Annotated in this window: 16 protein-coding genes; 2 read left to right on the top strand and 14 right to left on the bottom strand. The window is 41.4% G+C overall.

All coding sequences use genetic code 11. The features are described from left to right. Nucleotides 1-53: 53 nt before the first annotated feature. The 6 genes from porG to IE080_RS04690 all read right to left on the bottom strand — a co-directional run bounded on the left by porG (nt 54) and on the right by IE080_RS04690 (nt 4,176). Nucleotides 54-758 carry a type IX secretion system protein PorG gene (porG, locus tag IE080_RS04665; protein ID WP_189579283.1) on the bottom strand — a complete coding sequence of 235 codons (705 nt, stop codon included), beginning with the start codon at nt 756-758 and terminating at the stop codon, nt 54-56. A gap of 204 nt (nt 759-962) precedes the next feature. Beyond that, entirely contained in the window at nt 963-1,838 is an 876-nt protein-coding gene (locus tag IE080_RS04670; protein ID WP_189579284.1) for an NAD kinase, read from the bottom strand. Between the two features lie 11 nt (nt 1,839-1,849). Next, nucleotides 1,850-2,515 carry a CBS domain-containing protein gene (locus IE080_RS04675; RefSeq protein WP_189579285.1) on the bottom strand — a complete coding sequence of 222 codons (666 nt, stop codon included), beginning with the start codon at nt 2,513-2,515 and terminating at the stop codon, nt 1,850-1,852. 87 nt (nt 2,516-2,602) lie between these two features. Continuing rightward, nucleotides 2,603-3,193, bottom strand: coding sequence for an anthranilate synthase component II (locus IE080_RS04680; RefSeq protein ID WP_189579286.1), 591 nt, complete (start codon nt 3,191-3,193; stop codon nt 2,603-2,605). Further along, a complete protein-coding gene (locus tag IE080_RS04685) occupies nt 3,177-3,722 on the bottom strand; it encodes a CvpA family protein (RefSeq protein WP_189579287.1) in 546 nt (181 codons plus the stop codon). Before IE080_RS04685 ends, IE080_RS04680 begins: the two co-directional genes overlap by 17 nt. A 4-nt stretch (nt 3,723-3,726) precedes the next feature. Then, complete coding sequence (locus IE080_RS04690) at nt 3,727-4,176, bottom strand: GatB/YqeY domain-containing protein (RefSeq protein ID WP_189579288.1); 450 nt, start codon at nt 4,174-4,176, stop codon at nt 3,727-3,729. A gap of 62 nt (nt 4,177-4,238) precedes the next feature. Here IE080_RS04690 and IE080_RS04695 point away from each other — a divergent pair, with 62 nt between their 5' ends. Further along, nucleotides 4,239-4,955 carry a pyridoxine 5'-phosphate synthase gene (locus IE080_RS04695; protein WP_189579289.1) on the top strand — a complete coding sequence of 239 codons (717 nt, stop codon included), beginning with the start codon at nt 4,239-4,241 and terminating at the stop codon, nt 4,953-4,955. Nucleotides 4,956-5,027: 72 nt separating this feature from the next. Further along, nucleotides 5,028-6,371: a neutral/alkaline non-lysosomal ceramidase N-terminal domain-containing protein gene (locus IE080_RS04700; protein WP_189579290.1), complete on the top strand. Its 1,344-nt coding sequence runs from the start codon at nt 5,028-5,030 to the stop codon at nt 6,369-6,371. Here the strand turns inward: IE080_RS04700 and IE080_RS04705 are convergent. The 8 genes from IE080_RS04705 to IE080_RS04740 all read right to left on the bottom strand — a co-directional run bounded on the left by IE080_RS04705 (nt 6,363) and on the right by IE080_RS04740 (nt 12,708). Further along, nucleotides 6,363-7,202: a hypothetical protein gene (locus tag IE080_RS04705; RefSeq protein WP_189579291.1), complete on the bottom strand. Its 840-nt coding sequence runs from the start codon at nt 7,200-7,202 to the stop codon at nt 6,363-6,365. The genes IE080_RS04700 and IE080_RS04705 overlap by 9 nt on opposite strands. 87 nt (nt 7,203-7,289) lie before the next feature. Continuing rightward, the gene (gene atpG / locus IE080_RS04710; protein WP_189579292.1) at nt 7,290-8,162 is read right to left on the bottom strand and encodes an ATP synthase F1 subunit gamma; all 873 of its coding nucleotides are present in this window, start codon (nt 8,160-8,162) and stop codon (nt 7,290-7,292) included. Between the two features lie 61 nt (nt 8,163-8,223). After that, nucleotides 8,224-9,804, bottom strand: coding sequence for a F0F1 ATP synthase subunit alpha (gene atpA / locus IE080_RS04715; protein WP_189579293.1), 1,581 nt, complete (start codon nt 9,802-9,804; stop codon nt 8,224-8,226). 29 nt (nt 9,805-9,833) lie between these two features. Further along, nucleotides 9,834-10,394, bottom strand: coding sequence for an ATP synthase F1 subunit delta (gene atpH, locus IE080_RS04720; RefSeq protein ID WP_189579294.1), 561 nt, complete (start codon nt 10,392-10,394; stop codon nt 9,834-9,836). A gap of 1 nt (nt 10,395) precedes the next feature. Continuing rightward, nucleotides 10,396-10,890: a F0F1 ATP synthase subunit B gene (gene atpF, locus IE080_RS04725; protein WP_189579295.1), complete on the bottom strand. Its 495-nt coding sequence runs from the start codon at nt 10,888-10,890 to the stop codon at nt 10,396-10,398. Between the two features lie 82 nt (nt 10,891-10,972). Further along, nucleotides 10,973-11,233 carry an ATP synthase F0 subunit C gene (gene atpE / locus IE080_RS04730; protein ID WP_026955099.1) on the bottom strand — a complete coding sequence of 87 codons (261 nt, stop codon included), beginning with the start codon at nt 11,231-11,233 and terminating at the stop codon, nt 10,973-10,975. A 40-nt stretch (nt 11,234-11,273) separates the two neighbouring features. Next, on the bottom strand, nt 11,274-12,302 hold the full coding sequence (gene atpB, locus IE080_RS04735) for a F0F1 ATP synthase subunit A (RefSeq protein WP_189579296.1): 1,029 nt from the start codon (nt 12,300-12,302) through the stop codon (nt 11,274-11,276). Between the two features lie 19 nt (nt 12,303-12,321). Continuing rightward, nucleotides 12,322-12,708: a hypothetical protein gene (locus IE080_RS04740; RefSeq protein ID WP_189579297.1), complete on the bottom strand. Its 387-nt coding sequence runs from the start codon at nt 12,706-12,708 to the stop codon at nt 12,322-12,324. Between the last annotated feature and the right edge of the window lie 12 nt (nt 12,709-12,720).

A 12,720-nucleotide genomic window follows, 5' to 3' on the forward strand; every position in this document is an offset into this window, starting at 1 on the left:
GAGGTACAAAAATGCTATTTCTTTTTCAATAATCTACGTGAATAGCTAATTAATTAATAAGCATAGCACTTAACCGAACTCAGGCTGTAACTAATGGTCAACCCAAAAAAATAATACCAATCCCGATCACTGTAATTAGCTGCATTATAGCCAAATGCCTGTGGTTGTCCGTTAGCAGGCGGCTCAAAACGCGGTATCACATTCAGATTCCCTTCTATTTTATCCAAGTTATCGGTAAATGTAGCTCTAAAACCCAATTCAGCAGCCAATATCCATCGATCATTCAATCGATACTTGATACCTAATCCAAAAGGAATCACAGGAGTAGTCGTCCTATAACGCTCCGGCTGTTCCAAGAGAAAAGATCTCCCTTCTCCCGAATAATAGGTAAATCCAAGACCAAAAAAGCCATATGGAGAAAACCTAAACTGTGCCTGAGGATGCATAAAATCCAAGAAATGGTACTCCATCACAGCACTTGCCTCCCAGATATTACCTTTGAAGAAGGCATCCCGATAGACAGCTGCCGGATCTAGGCGGGTAATACTATCCGCCGCACTGATTCGTGCAAAAGATAGCCCTCCTCTCAAAGACCATACATTGTCAAAATTTCGTCTGCCAAAAAACGTCCCTTGAAGCCCCACCCTTCCCTGATCTAACCTTCTGACAATTTCTCCGGAATAAGCTGCTACACCCAATCCACCACCTAAATCATATTTCTGTGCCCGAGTTTCCAGAGCAGTCAACGAAATAATCATAGTCAAAATGCCAGTACTTACTAGCCTAAGAAGAGCTTTTACGTTCAAGACAGTGCAATTTATGAAGTACTCAACGATATAAAAACCCTTTCTATTGCTCGTAGGGTTAATTTTTGTTAAGAACAAGTGTTAAGAAAACTTAATTTGTCCGCCGAATTTACTATTTTATCTCCATCTTCTCCCAAAAGAAAAAGGAAAGTTTTTTTAGTTCCGCATATCAAAACCCCAGTTGAGCTTTTGCCTCAAAGTATCAAAATACGAATAGGATTGAAACTTGACCAATTTCGCTACAAAATCTGCTTTCCTGAGTTTAAGCTGATAGCTCGCATCAATTGCAGTAGAACGTGAATCCAAGGAAACCAAAAACTTTTCAGACCTTCCCTCAATGCTGAAGGTGATTTCGGAATCATCCGGTACTATAATTGGCCTGACATTCAAGTTATGCGGACTCACCGGTGTAATGACAAAATTCTTTGCTCCAGGTGTAATCAATGGCCCACCACAGCTCAGAGAATAACCTGTAGAACCCGTAGGAGTAGCCACAATCAGGCCATCTGCCCAGTAACTATTCAGATACTGACCATTGATATAGGTATGGACCGTAATCATAGAGGAAGTATCACGTTTGTGAATCGTAAACTCATTCAAACCAAAATTCAGCCCATTTAGCAATGGACGATTGGACTCTATGCATACCAAAGTCCTGCTCTCGATGGTATATTGTTGGTGTGCCAAATCATCGATGGCCTGCTCGAGATTTTCCTTGGCTACGGTGGCTAAAAAGCCCAGTCTTCCCGTGTTTATACCAATAATCGGGATTTCCAATGCCCCCACCATACTGACTGCATCAAGCAAAGTCCCATCGCCACCCACAGAAACCACAAAATCAGCTTCTGAGATCTCTGAAGAAGATACTATGCTATGAGAAGATTGAAATTTACTTGTGTGCTTTTTGAGTGATTTGGAAAAACTTTCAGTAAAAAATACTGTAAACTGATGTGATTCCAAAATGGCAATCAGCTGCTCGACGTAAGGAAGAAACTCCTTACTGAATCCAATCCCGTGAAGGAAAATTTTCATGAAGGAAGGGTTTAGATATCCAAAAATCGGAATAAGTTATCGATACGTTCTTGATCTTCACTTACACCTGCCTGCTCTTGATAGTGATCCAACACATGGTAGCCAAATCGCTCCAATGTGGCTTTCACATGCCTCAACTCGGTCTTATCCAATTTTAGGGTCAATTTTATTTTACTGTCATCCAAAGGATCACTTGCTATAAAGCTACTAAGAATTTTAGCATTTTCTGACTCAATCACCCGGGCGATTTCAGACATACTATAATCGGTCATAAACATGGAAAGTACGATTACAGCACCGTTTGACTGAATACTCAAACTATCCGCAAAGGCTGTAATGGCATCCTCCATGGTAATCACACCCAGATATTCGTTATTTTTATCCAATACAGCCACCATGTTGGTATGAAACTCTGCCGCAGTCCGAATCACATCATAAATATGCTTATCCAAGTACACGAAACAAGCCTGATTTTCTAACTCCACAGCATCCATGGTCAGCTTGGGTTGATTAAGCGTGTAGATTTGCTCATCAGTGACTAATCCTTTGAAAAATTTATCCTGTACGACAGGTAGGCAATTGGTACGAATCTCTTCCATCCAAAGAAGTGCTTTACCGGTCTGATCGGTAATTTTGAGTGGTGGAATAAGATTGTTGATGTATTCGAATGCCTGCATGACCTAAATATATGGATTGATATCGAATATAAAAACGATGGCAAGACCATCCTTGTTCAAAATGCGTGTTTTTTTTAAAGTCCAAACCTACACAAGGTCTTTTTCCATGGAAAGTAATCCCGCCATTTGCAGGAAATTCTCGATAAGCTCTTCACCATATTCTGTTAGGACTGCTTCAGGATGGTATTGTATACCGATAATCGGCAAGGATTGGTGAGCTATCCCCATGATTTCCCCAATTGTTGTTTCGAGCAAGACTTGCAAACAAGCCGGCAAATCTACCAACTCCAAGGAATGGTAACGGGTAACAGCAAACTGTTGTGGGATATTGGTCAGCACAGGGTGCACCATTTGTTTAACTACCTCGTGCACCTTTCCATGTATGGGCTTTCTCCCCTTTTGTAAGGTAGCTCCGAAAAACTCTCCTATGGCCTGATGTCCCAAGCAAATCCCTAAAACCGGCAATTTATCATGGTAATACCCCAAAATCTTCATCAGGTTTCCTGCTTTTTGGGGAGTTTCAGGACCAGGCGATAAAATCAATGCCTCCCATGTATACTGCTGCAACTCCTCTAAGGAAACATCGTTGCGGTAAATCTTAATTTCCACCCCGAAGCGCAGGAAATAATCCGCCAGCATATGGGAAAAGGAATCAAAATTATCAATTAATAATACCATCAGTGGCAGCGTTGACTAGTTCTTGGATAAGATTAATGGTCTCTTGAATAAAAGGGATATAGGCATCAATCCAGCGAATGAATACGGGAGCGATGGGTTCAATGTATGCATAAACGGTTGACTTTTCTTGCCAGTCTTGAAGAAAACTGAATTCAAAGGAAACTGTTACCCAGATAAACAGACTGATGGTAAAGGCAGTTTTGATTACACCTAGCACGGCCCCTGCAATATTATCAAATGATCCCAATAAGGTGAGATCCAATGTCTTTTTCACCAAAAAACCAAGCCCTCTGATAATCAGAATCACTCCCAAAAAAATCATGATAAAGGCTACAAATGGCAACATGAACGTCAAGTTTTCCACCCGTTGGGATAAGATCGTCGCTCCCCAGCCCATCAACTGAAAAGCCATCACCAAGGCAAAAACAAAGGCTACAATGGACAGGATGCTGATAAAGAACCCCTGTTTGTAGCCCGTGAATGCGCCAATCCCTAACAAAAGGAAGACTATGAGATCGAGTGTTGCCAATGAATCAGCTCAATAATTCCTTTACTTTCTGTGAAATAGCTTTTCCATCCGCCTTGCCTGCCAAGGATTTGGTAGCTACTCCCATCACTTTACCCATATCTTTGGGGCCTGCTGCACCTACCTCTGCAATGATTGCTTTCAACTCGGCCTCCAATTCCTCCGCAGATAGCTGCTTGGGCAAAAACTCAGAAATGATTTCCAATTCGGCCATTTCTACCGCATATAAATCTTCCCTGTTTTGCTCTTTATAGATATCCGCCGAATCCTTGCGCTGCTTAGCCGCTTTGGTCAACAACTTTAATTCTTCATCAGCCGAAATACCATCACCACCACCTGCTTTGGTCTCTTCCAACAAAATCAAAGACTTGATAGCTCTCAATGCTCTCAAACGGTCTTTGTCTTTAGCCAACATGGCCTTTTTTATTTCACTTTCTACACTTGCCTTTAAACTCATTGTCTTGTTGTTTGTATTATAGGTGTAAATTTGTAACACAAAAATATCTGATTATTCACGAAATGACTAAGCTAAGCGTAAATATTAACAAAATCGCCACTATCAGGAATGCCAGAGGGGCCAATAACCCCAATGTAGTGCAGGTTGCCAAAGATGCCGAACGGTTTGGAGCGGAAGGTATAACGGTACACCCTAGACCTGATGAACGACATATCCGCTACCAAGATGTGTTGGACCTAGCTCCAGTCGTGACCACTGAATTCAACATTGAAGGCTATCCGGATGAGCGCTTTATGGAAATCATCCGTACGGTAAAACCCACCCAAGCTACCTTGGTACCAGACCCTCCTCATGTCTTGACATCCAACAGTGGTTGGGATACCATTACGCATTTGGAGCTTTTGAAAGACATTGTTGCAGAACTGAAAAGTTACGGTACCCGTGTTTCCATTTTTATCAATCCGGAGGTAAAGTATTTTGAACCGGCCAAACTGACCGGTACCGATCGGGTAGAATTGTACACAGAACCGTATGCAGCGCATTTCCACGCCAATAAAGAATTGGCCGTCAAACCTTACGCTGAAGTAGCTACTATCGCCAAAGACCTAGGTTTGGGTTTAAATGCTGGACATGATTTGGACCTTCAAAACCTGAGGTACTTGAAAGAATGTATCCCTTTCCTTGATGAGGTTTCTATCGGTCATGCCCTGATCTGCGATGCCCTGTACTATGGACTGGAAAACACCATTCAACTCTATAGAAGACAATTGGAGATTTGATTAATTTCAAGGCTAGTTTTAGGTTGAACAAAGATTAGCCTCTATATTAGAGCCTTACAAAGCCCATAACCAATGTCCCCACAGATTAAGCGAACATTCAAAATTTCAGCTTGGACTCTGGGGATCGTGTTTTTTATTACCACCCTACTGATTACACGGGTAGACAGAAGTGATTACAGGGAATCTGACTATTATAAGCAGACCATGACCATAATTGATACCATGGATATTCCCCAAAGTAAAGGCAGTATTTGGCTGGCATCTTGGGCAAAATCCAATGTAACTCCCGATAAACCACTGGGCTTATTGGGCTACAAACCTAGAGGCCCTTATGAATTTGTCCAAGATAGCAGTTTTGTCAAAGCGCTGGTAGTGAGCAACGGAATCAGTACAGTCTTATTCCTCAATTATGAGTTCATGATTATCCATCCTACCCTGGAAGCAGCTATCCTGAACAGCATCGCCGAAGCCCAACTCCCGATTCAACATACCTTTTTCACAGCTACCCATACACATTCGGGTTTAGGAGGGCATATTCCTGGGCTCTTGGGGAAGGTCGCCTTTGGGGGGTATGACAAGTCTTTTGTAAAAAATCTTCAGCAGCGAACGATTGAATCCATTGAAACGGCTGTTGCTTCTTTGGATACTGCTGATTTATTTTTTCAAAAATCTCTGACAACAGACTTGGTGGCTAATCGCTTGATAGAAGGAGACAGCATTGACCCTTACGTGCGTCAACTGATCATCCGTAGAAAAGACGGGAAAAATGCGACCTTTCTGAGCTACAGTGCCCACCCTACGATTATGGATAGAAAATTTATGGGTCTTTCGGGTGATTATCCCTCTGCCCTATCCAAATTCCTGGAAGAAAAACACTACGATTTCACCCTATTTGCCGCAGGTACAGTAGGTTCTCACAAACCCTTAGCTGACGGCAAGGACACAAGCGCTGTAGAACAGTATGCGCTAACCCTCAGCCAACAAATCATGGGAAACATGAAATCCTTTAGCACCAACAAAGAGCCTAGTATCTTAGCCGGACGCATCCCTATTCACTTACGAAAAGCTCATTATCGGATCAGTGAAAAGGTTCGACTCCGACCCTGGGTATTCAACAGCTTATTTGGCAGTACTAACCCGCATATGGATGTGGTCAAATTGGGAAATACGCTATTCTTAAGCTCCAGTGGAGAATTATCCGGCGTATTTATGAAAGCTTGGGAAGACTACGCAAAAGCCAAGAAACTCAATCTGATTGTGACCTGCTTCAATGGAGGATACATTGGATACATCACGCCCGATGAATACTATGATTTGCCCAAATACGAAGTGCGGGATATGAATTGGTTTGGTCCGCAAAATGGAGCCTACTTCAACGAAATTACCTACAAACTGATAGATAAAGCTTCAAAATAAACAAAGTAACCATGGCAAAGAAAAGGATATTTCCATCACAGCTCTTGCATGATTTTTTTCTTTTGAAGCGCTGAATTGCCTAAAATGAATGACCGCAATCAACAGTAGAATCCCAAAAAAGAGCCTATAATAAGAGAAGACAACCATCATTGCCACTATCAGTCCTCCTATTATCACATAGAGCAGACCAAAACAAAGATTTTTATGCTGCGCTTCGCTCAATCGGGCACCTATAGATCCAAAGGCATGCACGTCATCATAACTTCGATCGAAATAGCTTAAGATTACCAAATTGGCAAAAGCAATCAAAAAGTAGCCTAGGATTAGGCTGATGTGCACCAGTTGTATATCCTCCAAAGCCAATACGCAAGGAGCTAAAGCAATCCCGAGAGTATATACAAAGGCAGTAATAAATTCCTTGAAATGGGCAACCTGATCTTTCTTAAAGGTTAGCAAAAGATACCATATTCCAATCAACAAACCCAATCCCAGTCCATAGGGGATAATGAAATGCGTCTTGGGAACACTTATCAAAATACCCAAAGCAACAATGACTCCCACAATCATGAGCAGCACTAAGACCTTCCAATACTTACGATGAAATTCATGTCGGGAAACAAAACCCATAGGTGAGGCATGTCGGACATCCAGTAAATGATCTCCTGTATACACACTCCAAACAGCCAATCCCAACAATAGATAAATTTCCGGAGCTAGTACTACATCCCAAACATTCCCAAAAAAATACATACCCGCAAGCGCACCCACTACCACATCCAAGGATAAAATGGAAAAAAGGGACCAGAGTCTATGGAATATTCCTTGATTCATGCCTGACAATCTACAGAACTTTTTTGGCTATCAACAAAAAAACCACTCGAAAGTGGTTTTGATGTTTGGGTTGTATTGTTGGTATGCTTAATTACCTTCCAAGGCATTGGCACCAGCAACGATCTCAAGGATCTCATTGGTGATTGCTGCCTGACGGCTTCTATTATACATCAATTTCAAATCTTTCAGGAGCTCTCCTGCATTTTCCGTCGCTTTGTCCATAGAGGTCATACGCGCACCATGTTCAGAAGCATTGCTATCCAAAACTGCCTTGTAGAATTGTGTTTTGAGAGCTACTGGCACAAGTTCTTCAATCACATATTCTTTGGTAGGCTCTAAGATATAATCGATGGACATCGTATCATTTCCACCTACAGAAGCACCTTCCATTGGTAAAAATTGTTCCACCTGAATCTCTTGGGTAGCAACGTTACGGAAGTGGTTATATACCAACACTACACGGTCATACTCACCTGCAATAAACGCATCCATAGCATAGGTAGCAATCTCACGGACTCTGTCATAGCTTAGATCCATGAATACTTCGTAATGATCGGCAATAGTTTTGTAGCCTCTTTTAGAGAAAAACTCATACGCTTTTTTACCCAACGGCAATACGGTCACCTCGGCATTGGCATAAGTCTCATGGATAGCAGTAGAAGTACTTTTCAATACGTTAGAATTGAAAGCTCCACAAAGACCCTTATCTGAAGTCATAGGAACGATCAAGACGCGCTCTACCGGTCTTTGCTCTGCATAGGCAATTTGCAATTCACCTCCCATAGCAGCTACCACATCATTGAGGATTGCTGTCAATTTTTGAGAGTATGGACGCATTTTTAGGATTCTGTCTTGTGCTCTTCTCAACTTGGCCGCGGCCACCATTTTCATGGCTTTAGTGATTTGCTGAGTAGAGGTTACAGAAGTGATCCTTTGTTTTACTTCCTTTAAGTTAGCCATAAGATGCTATTGTCAGAAATATAAAATTGAAAGGGAGGGGCTTAGACCTCCCTTGAGAAATTTATTTTTTAGCAAATTTTGTAGCCAAATCCTTCGCTGCTGCTTCAAGGATTTTACCAGCTTCATCGATTTTACCCTTCAAAACTAGCTCCAATGCCTCTGGGTGGCTACTCTTCAACAAGTTGTAGAATTCCTTCTCAAATTGACGAGCGCTTTCTACAGGAACGTTATCGATGTAACCTTTGGTAGATACATAGATGATCGCCACCTGCAATTCAACAGCTACAGGAGAATACTGTGCTTGCTTCAAGATCTCCTGGTTTCTTCTACCTCTTTCGATTGTTCTTTTGGTAGATGCATCCAAGTCAGAACCGAATTTAGCAAACGCCTCCAATTCACGGAACTGCGCCTGATCCAATTTCAAGGTACCGGCAACTTTTTTCATGGATTTGATCTGCGCATTACCACCTACACGGGATACAGAGATACCTACGTTGATCGCAGGACGGATACCAGAGTTAAACAAGTTGGTCTCCAAGAAGATCTGACCGTCTGTAATGGAAATTACGTTAGTCGGAATATAGGCAGAAACGTCACCAGCTTGAGTTTCGATAATCGGTAGAGCGGTCAAAGAACCACCACCTTTTACCAAAGGCTTCAAAGACTCAGGCAAGTCATTCATTTGCTTAGCAATCTCATCAGATGCATTGATTTTAGCAGCTCTTTCCAATAGTCTGGAGTGCAAGTAGAATACGTCACCTGGATACGCTTCACGTCCCGGAGGTCTTCTCAATAGCAAAGAAACTTCACGGTAAGCAACTGCCTGCTTGGAAAGGTCATCATAGATCACCAATGCAGGACGTCCTGTATCACGGAAAAATTCACCAATACAAGCACCTGTAAATGGAGCAAAGAACTGCATTGGAGCTGGATCAGAAGCAGCAGCAGATACAACCACAGAGTAAGGAAGTGCGCCGCCTTTTTCCAAAGCGGAAACAATACCCGCTACTGTAGATGCCTTCTGACCTACGGCAACGTAGATACAGAATACCGGCTCTCCTTTTTCGTAGTATTCTTTTTGGTTCAAGATAGTATCGATAGCTACAGCTGTCTTACCAGTCTGACGGTCACCGATGATCAATTCACGCTGACCTCTTCCGATTGGAATCATGGAGTCAATCGCTTTGATACCTGTTTGAAGCGGTTCAGTAACTGGCTGTCTGTAGATTACCCCAGGAGCTTTTCTTTCTAGAGGCATTTCATACAATTCACCCTGAAGAGGACCTTTACCATCGATAGGATTACCCAATGTATCAACAACACGACCCAGCATACCCTCACCTACCTTGATAGATGCAATCTGCTTGGTTCTCTTTACGTTGTCACCTTCTTTTACCAATTTGGAATCACCAAAAAGTACGGCTCCCACATTGTCTTCTTCAAGGTTAAGAACCATCGCTCTTAAACCATTGTCAAACTCAAGCAATTCACCTGCCTGAGCTTTGGAAAGTCCATAGATACGGGCAACACCGTCACCTACCTGGAGTACGGTACCCACTTCTTCAAGTTCAGCCTCAGTTTTGACATTGGAGAGCTGCTCTCTCAAAATCGCTGAAACCTCATCAGGTCTAACTTGTGCCATTATATGTTCAATTATTTGTTAACGAATGATTAATATGTTTTGACAAAGTAACGTTGAGCAAGTCTAGTTCTTAACGTTCTCAATTTACCGCTTACGGAATCATCGAGTAATTTGTCATTTACTTTCAATACAAAACCCCCGATCAAATCTGGGTTGATTTTTTCTACCAATTCAATATTTTTCATGCCTGAAATATCAGTCACTATAGATTGGAAAGATTTTCTCAACTCGTCTGTCAAAGGTATGGTAGTAGTCACATAAGCCACCTGAATGCCTTTATGTACATTGTATTGTCTTACAAACTCCTTTGCTGTACTTACCAATACATTGGATCTGTTTTTGCGCGTTACGATGTCGTAAAAACTTAAGGTAATCGCATTGGCATGCTTACCAAATAGTGCATGAATCACGTTCTTCTTTTTGTCAGCATTGACAATCGGACTATGAAGAAGTAGTTGAAATTCACGATTGGCTTCAGCAACAGCAAGAAGTTCTTTGATATCCGCCGTCACTTCTTCCAGCTGCTTTTTTTCAATCGCAAGCTCGAGAAGGGCTTTGGCATATCTGGATGCTACCTTAATATCTGACATATCAGTTTACCTTAATATCTTTCACAAACTCTTCTACCAATGCTTTCTGAGCAGCATCAGTGGTGTAGTTTTTCTTGATCAATTTCTCTGCTACGTCCAATGACAACGTAGCTACTAAAACTTTCACTTCCTCAACAGCTGCCTTCTTCTCTGTTTGGATAGCATGTCTGGCATTTTCTAAAAGGATAGCTCCTTCTTGCTGTGCTTTTTCTTTTGCTTCCTCGATGATTTGCTTGGCATGCTCAGTTGCTTTATGAAGCATTTCATCACGCTGGATTTTAGCCTCATGTAGAATCCGCTCGTTTTCAGCCTTTAGATTCGCCATTTCGTTTCTGGCAATCTCTGCTGATTTTAGGGCATCTTCAATTGATTTTTCACGCTCATCCAAAGCAGCCAAGATTGGCTTCCAAGCGAACTTTGTTAGAAGAAACAATAAGGCAAGAAATCCTATTAATTGCCAAATGATTAAGCCAGAGCCAGGTAATATAAGATCCATGTATTTCTAGTGTTTAGATACAATGATATTTGTTCAATTAAAAGCAGGGATCAGCCTAGCGCTGACCCCTTTTCTTTTGTTCTTAGAAGGTAAGACCACCTGCGTTCAATGCAATAAGTAGACACACTACTACTGCGAACAGGGATACCACCTCAATAAGAGCCGCGATGATTAGCATGGCAGTCTGAACTTTACCAGCAGCCTCAGGCTGACGAGCAATAGATTCCATAGCCTGACCACCGATTCTACCGATACCAAGACCTGCACCAATTGCAACGATTCCAGCACCGATTCCAGCACCCATTAGTGCTAATCCAGCAGACAACAAGATTGAAGTTAACATACGTGTTTGTGATTTATAAATTGAACAAAGAAATTTCTAATTAATGATGGTCATCATGTGCATGTTCTGCAACGGCTCCACCGATGTACATCGCAGAGAATAGCGTGAACACATACGCCTGAATGGTAGCAACCAACAATTCGATGACATTTAGGAAGGTTACCATCAAGGTACTAACTACCCCAATTGCATAAGATTCAAAAATGAATACAAGTGCAATGAAGGCCAAGATCACAATGTGACCTGCAGTAATCGCCACAAACAAACGGACCATCAAAGCAAAAGGCTTTGTGAATAATCCAATGATTTCTACAGGAACAATTACCAACAACAATGGAACAGGAACTCCCGGAGTCATGAATACGTGCTTCCAGTAGTCTTTATTTCCATTGGTATTTACTACAATAAATGTCAATACAGCAAGGGTCATAGTGACCGCAATATTTCCGGTAAGGTTAGCAGCACCCGGCATCAAGCCCATCAAGTTACCTATCCAGATAAAAAAGAATAAGGTTAATAAGTAGGGTAAAAACTTTTTGTACTTAGGTCCAATCGCTTTGTAGGCAATCTCGTCTCTTACAAAGACTACAATTGGTTCTAATAGTGCAGCGGCACCTTTTGGAGCAGCAACTCCATTCTTTTTGTAGTTAGATGCAGCAGATAGTACAAAAGATATCATTACAATCAAAACCAAAAACATCATCGCTACGTTTTTGGTGATGGAAAGGTCAACAAAGGAACTGCCATCTACACTAAATAAGTGTTCATGCTCGTCAATAAAATATCCTTCATGAGCAAAAGCCTCACCAAATTTATGTGTAACTGGATCTTGGAAATTAGAAGAAGAAAAAAATTGCAATCCTTTATCAGAAGAATAGATGATTACAGGCAAAGGAAGTGTTAAATGTGTGTCTCCAAATGTTGCGAAATGCCATTCATATGAATCTTTGATGTGATGCATGATAAAGCCTGTCTTATCACTATCATCACCTCCGGCCATCGCGGTAACTGGATTCATCAGCCAAATAGCTGATAATAAAACGCTTAAACAAAGGAACCTGCGTAACATTAATAGATTTTTTTTGGAACTACCTTGAAATCGGGCGCAAATTAGTTATTAACCCGTACATATCAAATAATAAGTAAAACAAATAAATCACAAAGAAATTGGCGACAAACAAAATTATATTTTCAACCCCCAAAAATAGCATTATTCCAATGTAACCAAGGCTTCCCAAAAATCGGATACCCAAAGCACCGAGCATAATGTTGACAGAATTTTCCTGATTGATGCCGATCAAATAATGACTAAAAGCACTCGTCAACCATGTCAAAATCAAAAAGAATGAAATGGTAGTCCAAACAGTTTCGTGCACCCAGGTTGGCTTGATATATTCCTGTAGAAGGTAAACCAGTCCACCAATGATCAATGAATAAATCAATAAGCGAACGGTAAGAACTTTAATAGATTGCATAATTTCAAATTA

The organism is Mongoliitalea lutea, assembly GCF_014652135.1.
GTDB classification, from domain to species: Bacteria; Bacteroidota; Bacteroidia; order Cytophagales; family Cyclobacteriaceae; genus Mongoliitalea; species Mongoliitalea lutea.

What these genes read in the sequence shown, in the direction of transcription:
- atpF (WP_189579295.1), bottom strand. Translation starts at nt 10,890, where the DNA reads ATGGATCTTATATTACCTGGCTCTGGCTTAATCATTTGGCAATTAATA.
- atpH (WP_189579294.1), bottom strand. Translation starts at nt 10,394, where the DNA reads ATGTCAGATATTAAGGTAGCATCCAGATATGCCAAAGCCCTTCTCGAG.
- IE080_RS04705 (WP_189579291.1), bottom strand. Translation starts at nt 7,202, where the DNA reads ATGAATCAAGGAATATTCCATAGACTCTGGTCCCTTTTTTCCATTTTA.
- atpE (WP_026955099.1), bottom strand. Translation starts at nt 11,233, where the DNA reads ATGTTAACTTCAATCTTGTTGTCTGCTGGATTAGCACTAATGGGTGCT.
- IE080_RS04695 (WP_189579289.1), top strand. Translation starts at nt 4,239, where the DNA reads ATGACTAAGCTAAGCGTAAATATTAACAAAATCGCCACTATCAGGAAT.
- IE080_RS04700 (WP_189579290.1), top strand. Translation starts at nt 5,028, where the DNA reads ATGTCCCCACAGATTAAGCGAACATTCAAAATTTCAGCTTGGACTCTG.
- IE080_RS04690 (WP_189579288.1), bottom strand. Translation starts at nt 4,176, where the DNA reads ATGAGTTTAAAGGCAAGTGTAGAAAGTGAAATAAAAAAGGCCATGTTG.
- atpA (WP_189579293.1), bottom strand. Translation starts at nt 9,804, where the DNA reads ATGGCACAAGTTAGACCTGATGAGGTTTCAGCGATTTTGAGAGAGCAG.
- IE080_RS04680 (WP_189579286.1), bottom strand. Translation starts at nt 3,193, where the DNA reads ATGGTATTATTAATTGATAATTTTGATTCCTTTTCCCATATGCTGGCG.
- IE080_RS04675 (WP_189579285.1), bottom strand. Translation starts at nt 2,515, where the DNA reads ATGCAGGCATTCGAATACATCAACAATCTTATTCCACCACTCAAAATT.
- atpG (WP_189579292.1), bottom strand. Translation starts at nt 8,162, where the DNA reads ATGGCTAACTTAAAGGAAGTAAAACAAAGGATCACTTCTGTAACCTCT.
- IE080_RS04740 (WP_189579297.1), bottom strand. Translation starts at nt 12,708, where the DNA reads ATGCAATCTATTAAAGTTCTTACCGTTCGCTTATTGATTTATTCATTG.
- porG (WP_189579283.1), bottom strand. Translation starts at nt 758, where the DNA reads ATGATTATTTCGTTGACTGCTCTGGAAACTCGGGCACAGAAATATGAT.
- IE080_RS04670 (WP_189579284.1), bottom strand. Translation starts at nt 1,838, where the DNA reads ATGAAAATTTTCCTTCACGGGATTGGATTCAGTAAGGAGTTTCTTCCT.
- atpB (WP_189579296.1), bottom strand. Translation starts at nt 12,302, where the DNA reads ATGTTACGCAGGTTCCTTTGTTTAAGCGTTTTATTATCAGCTATTTGG.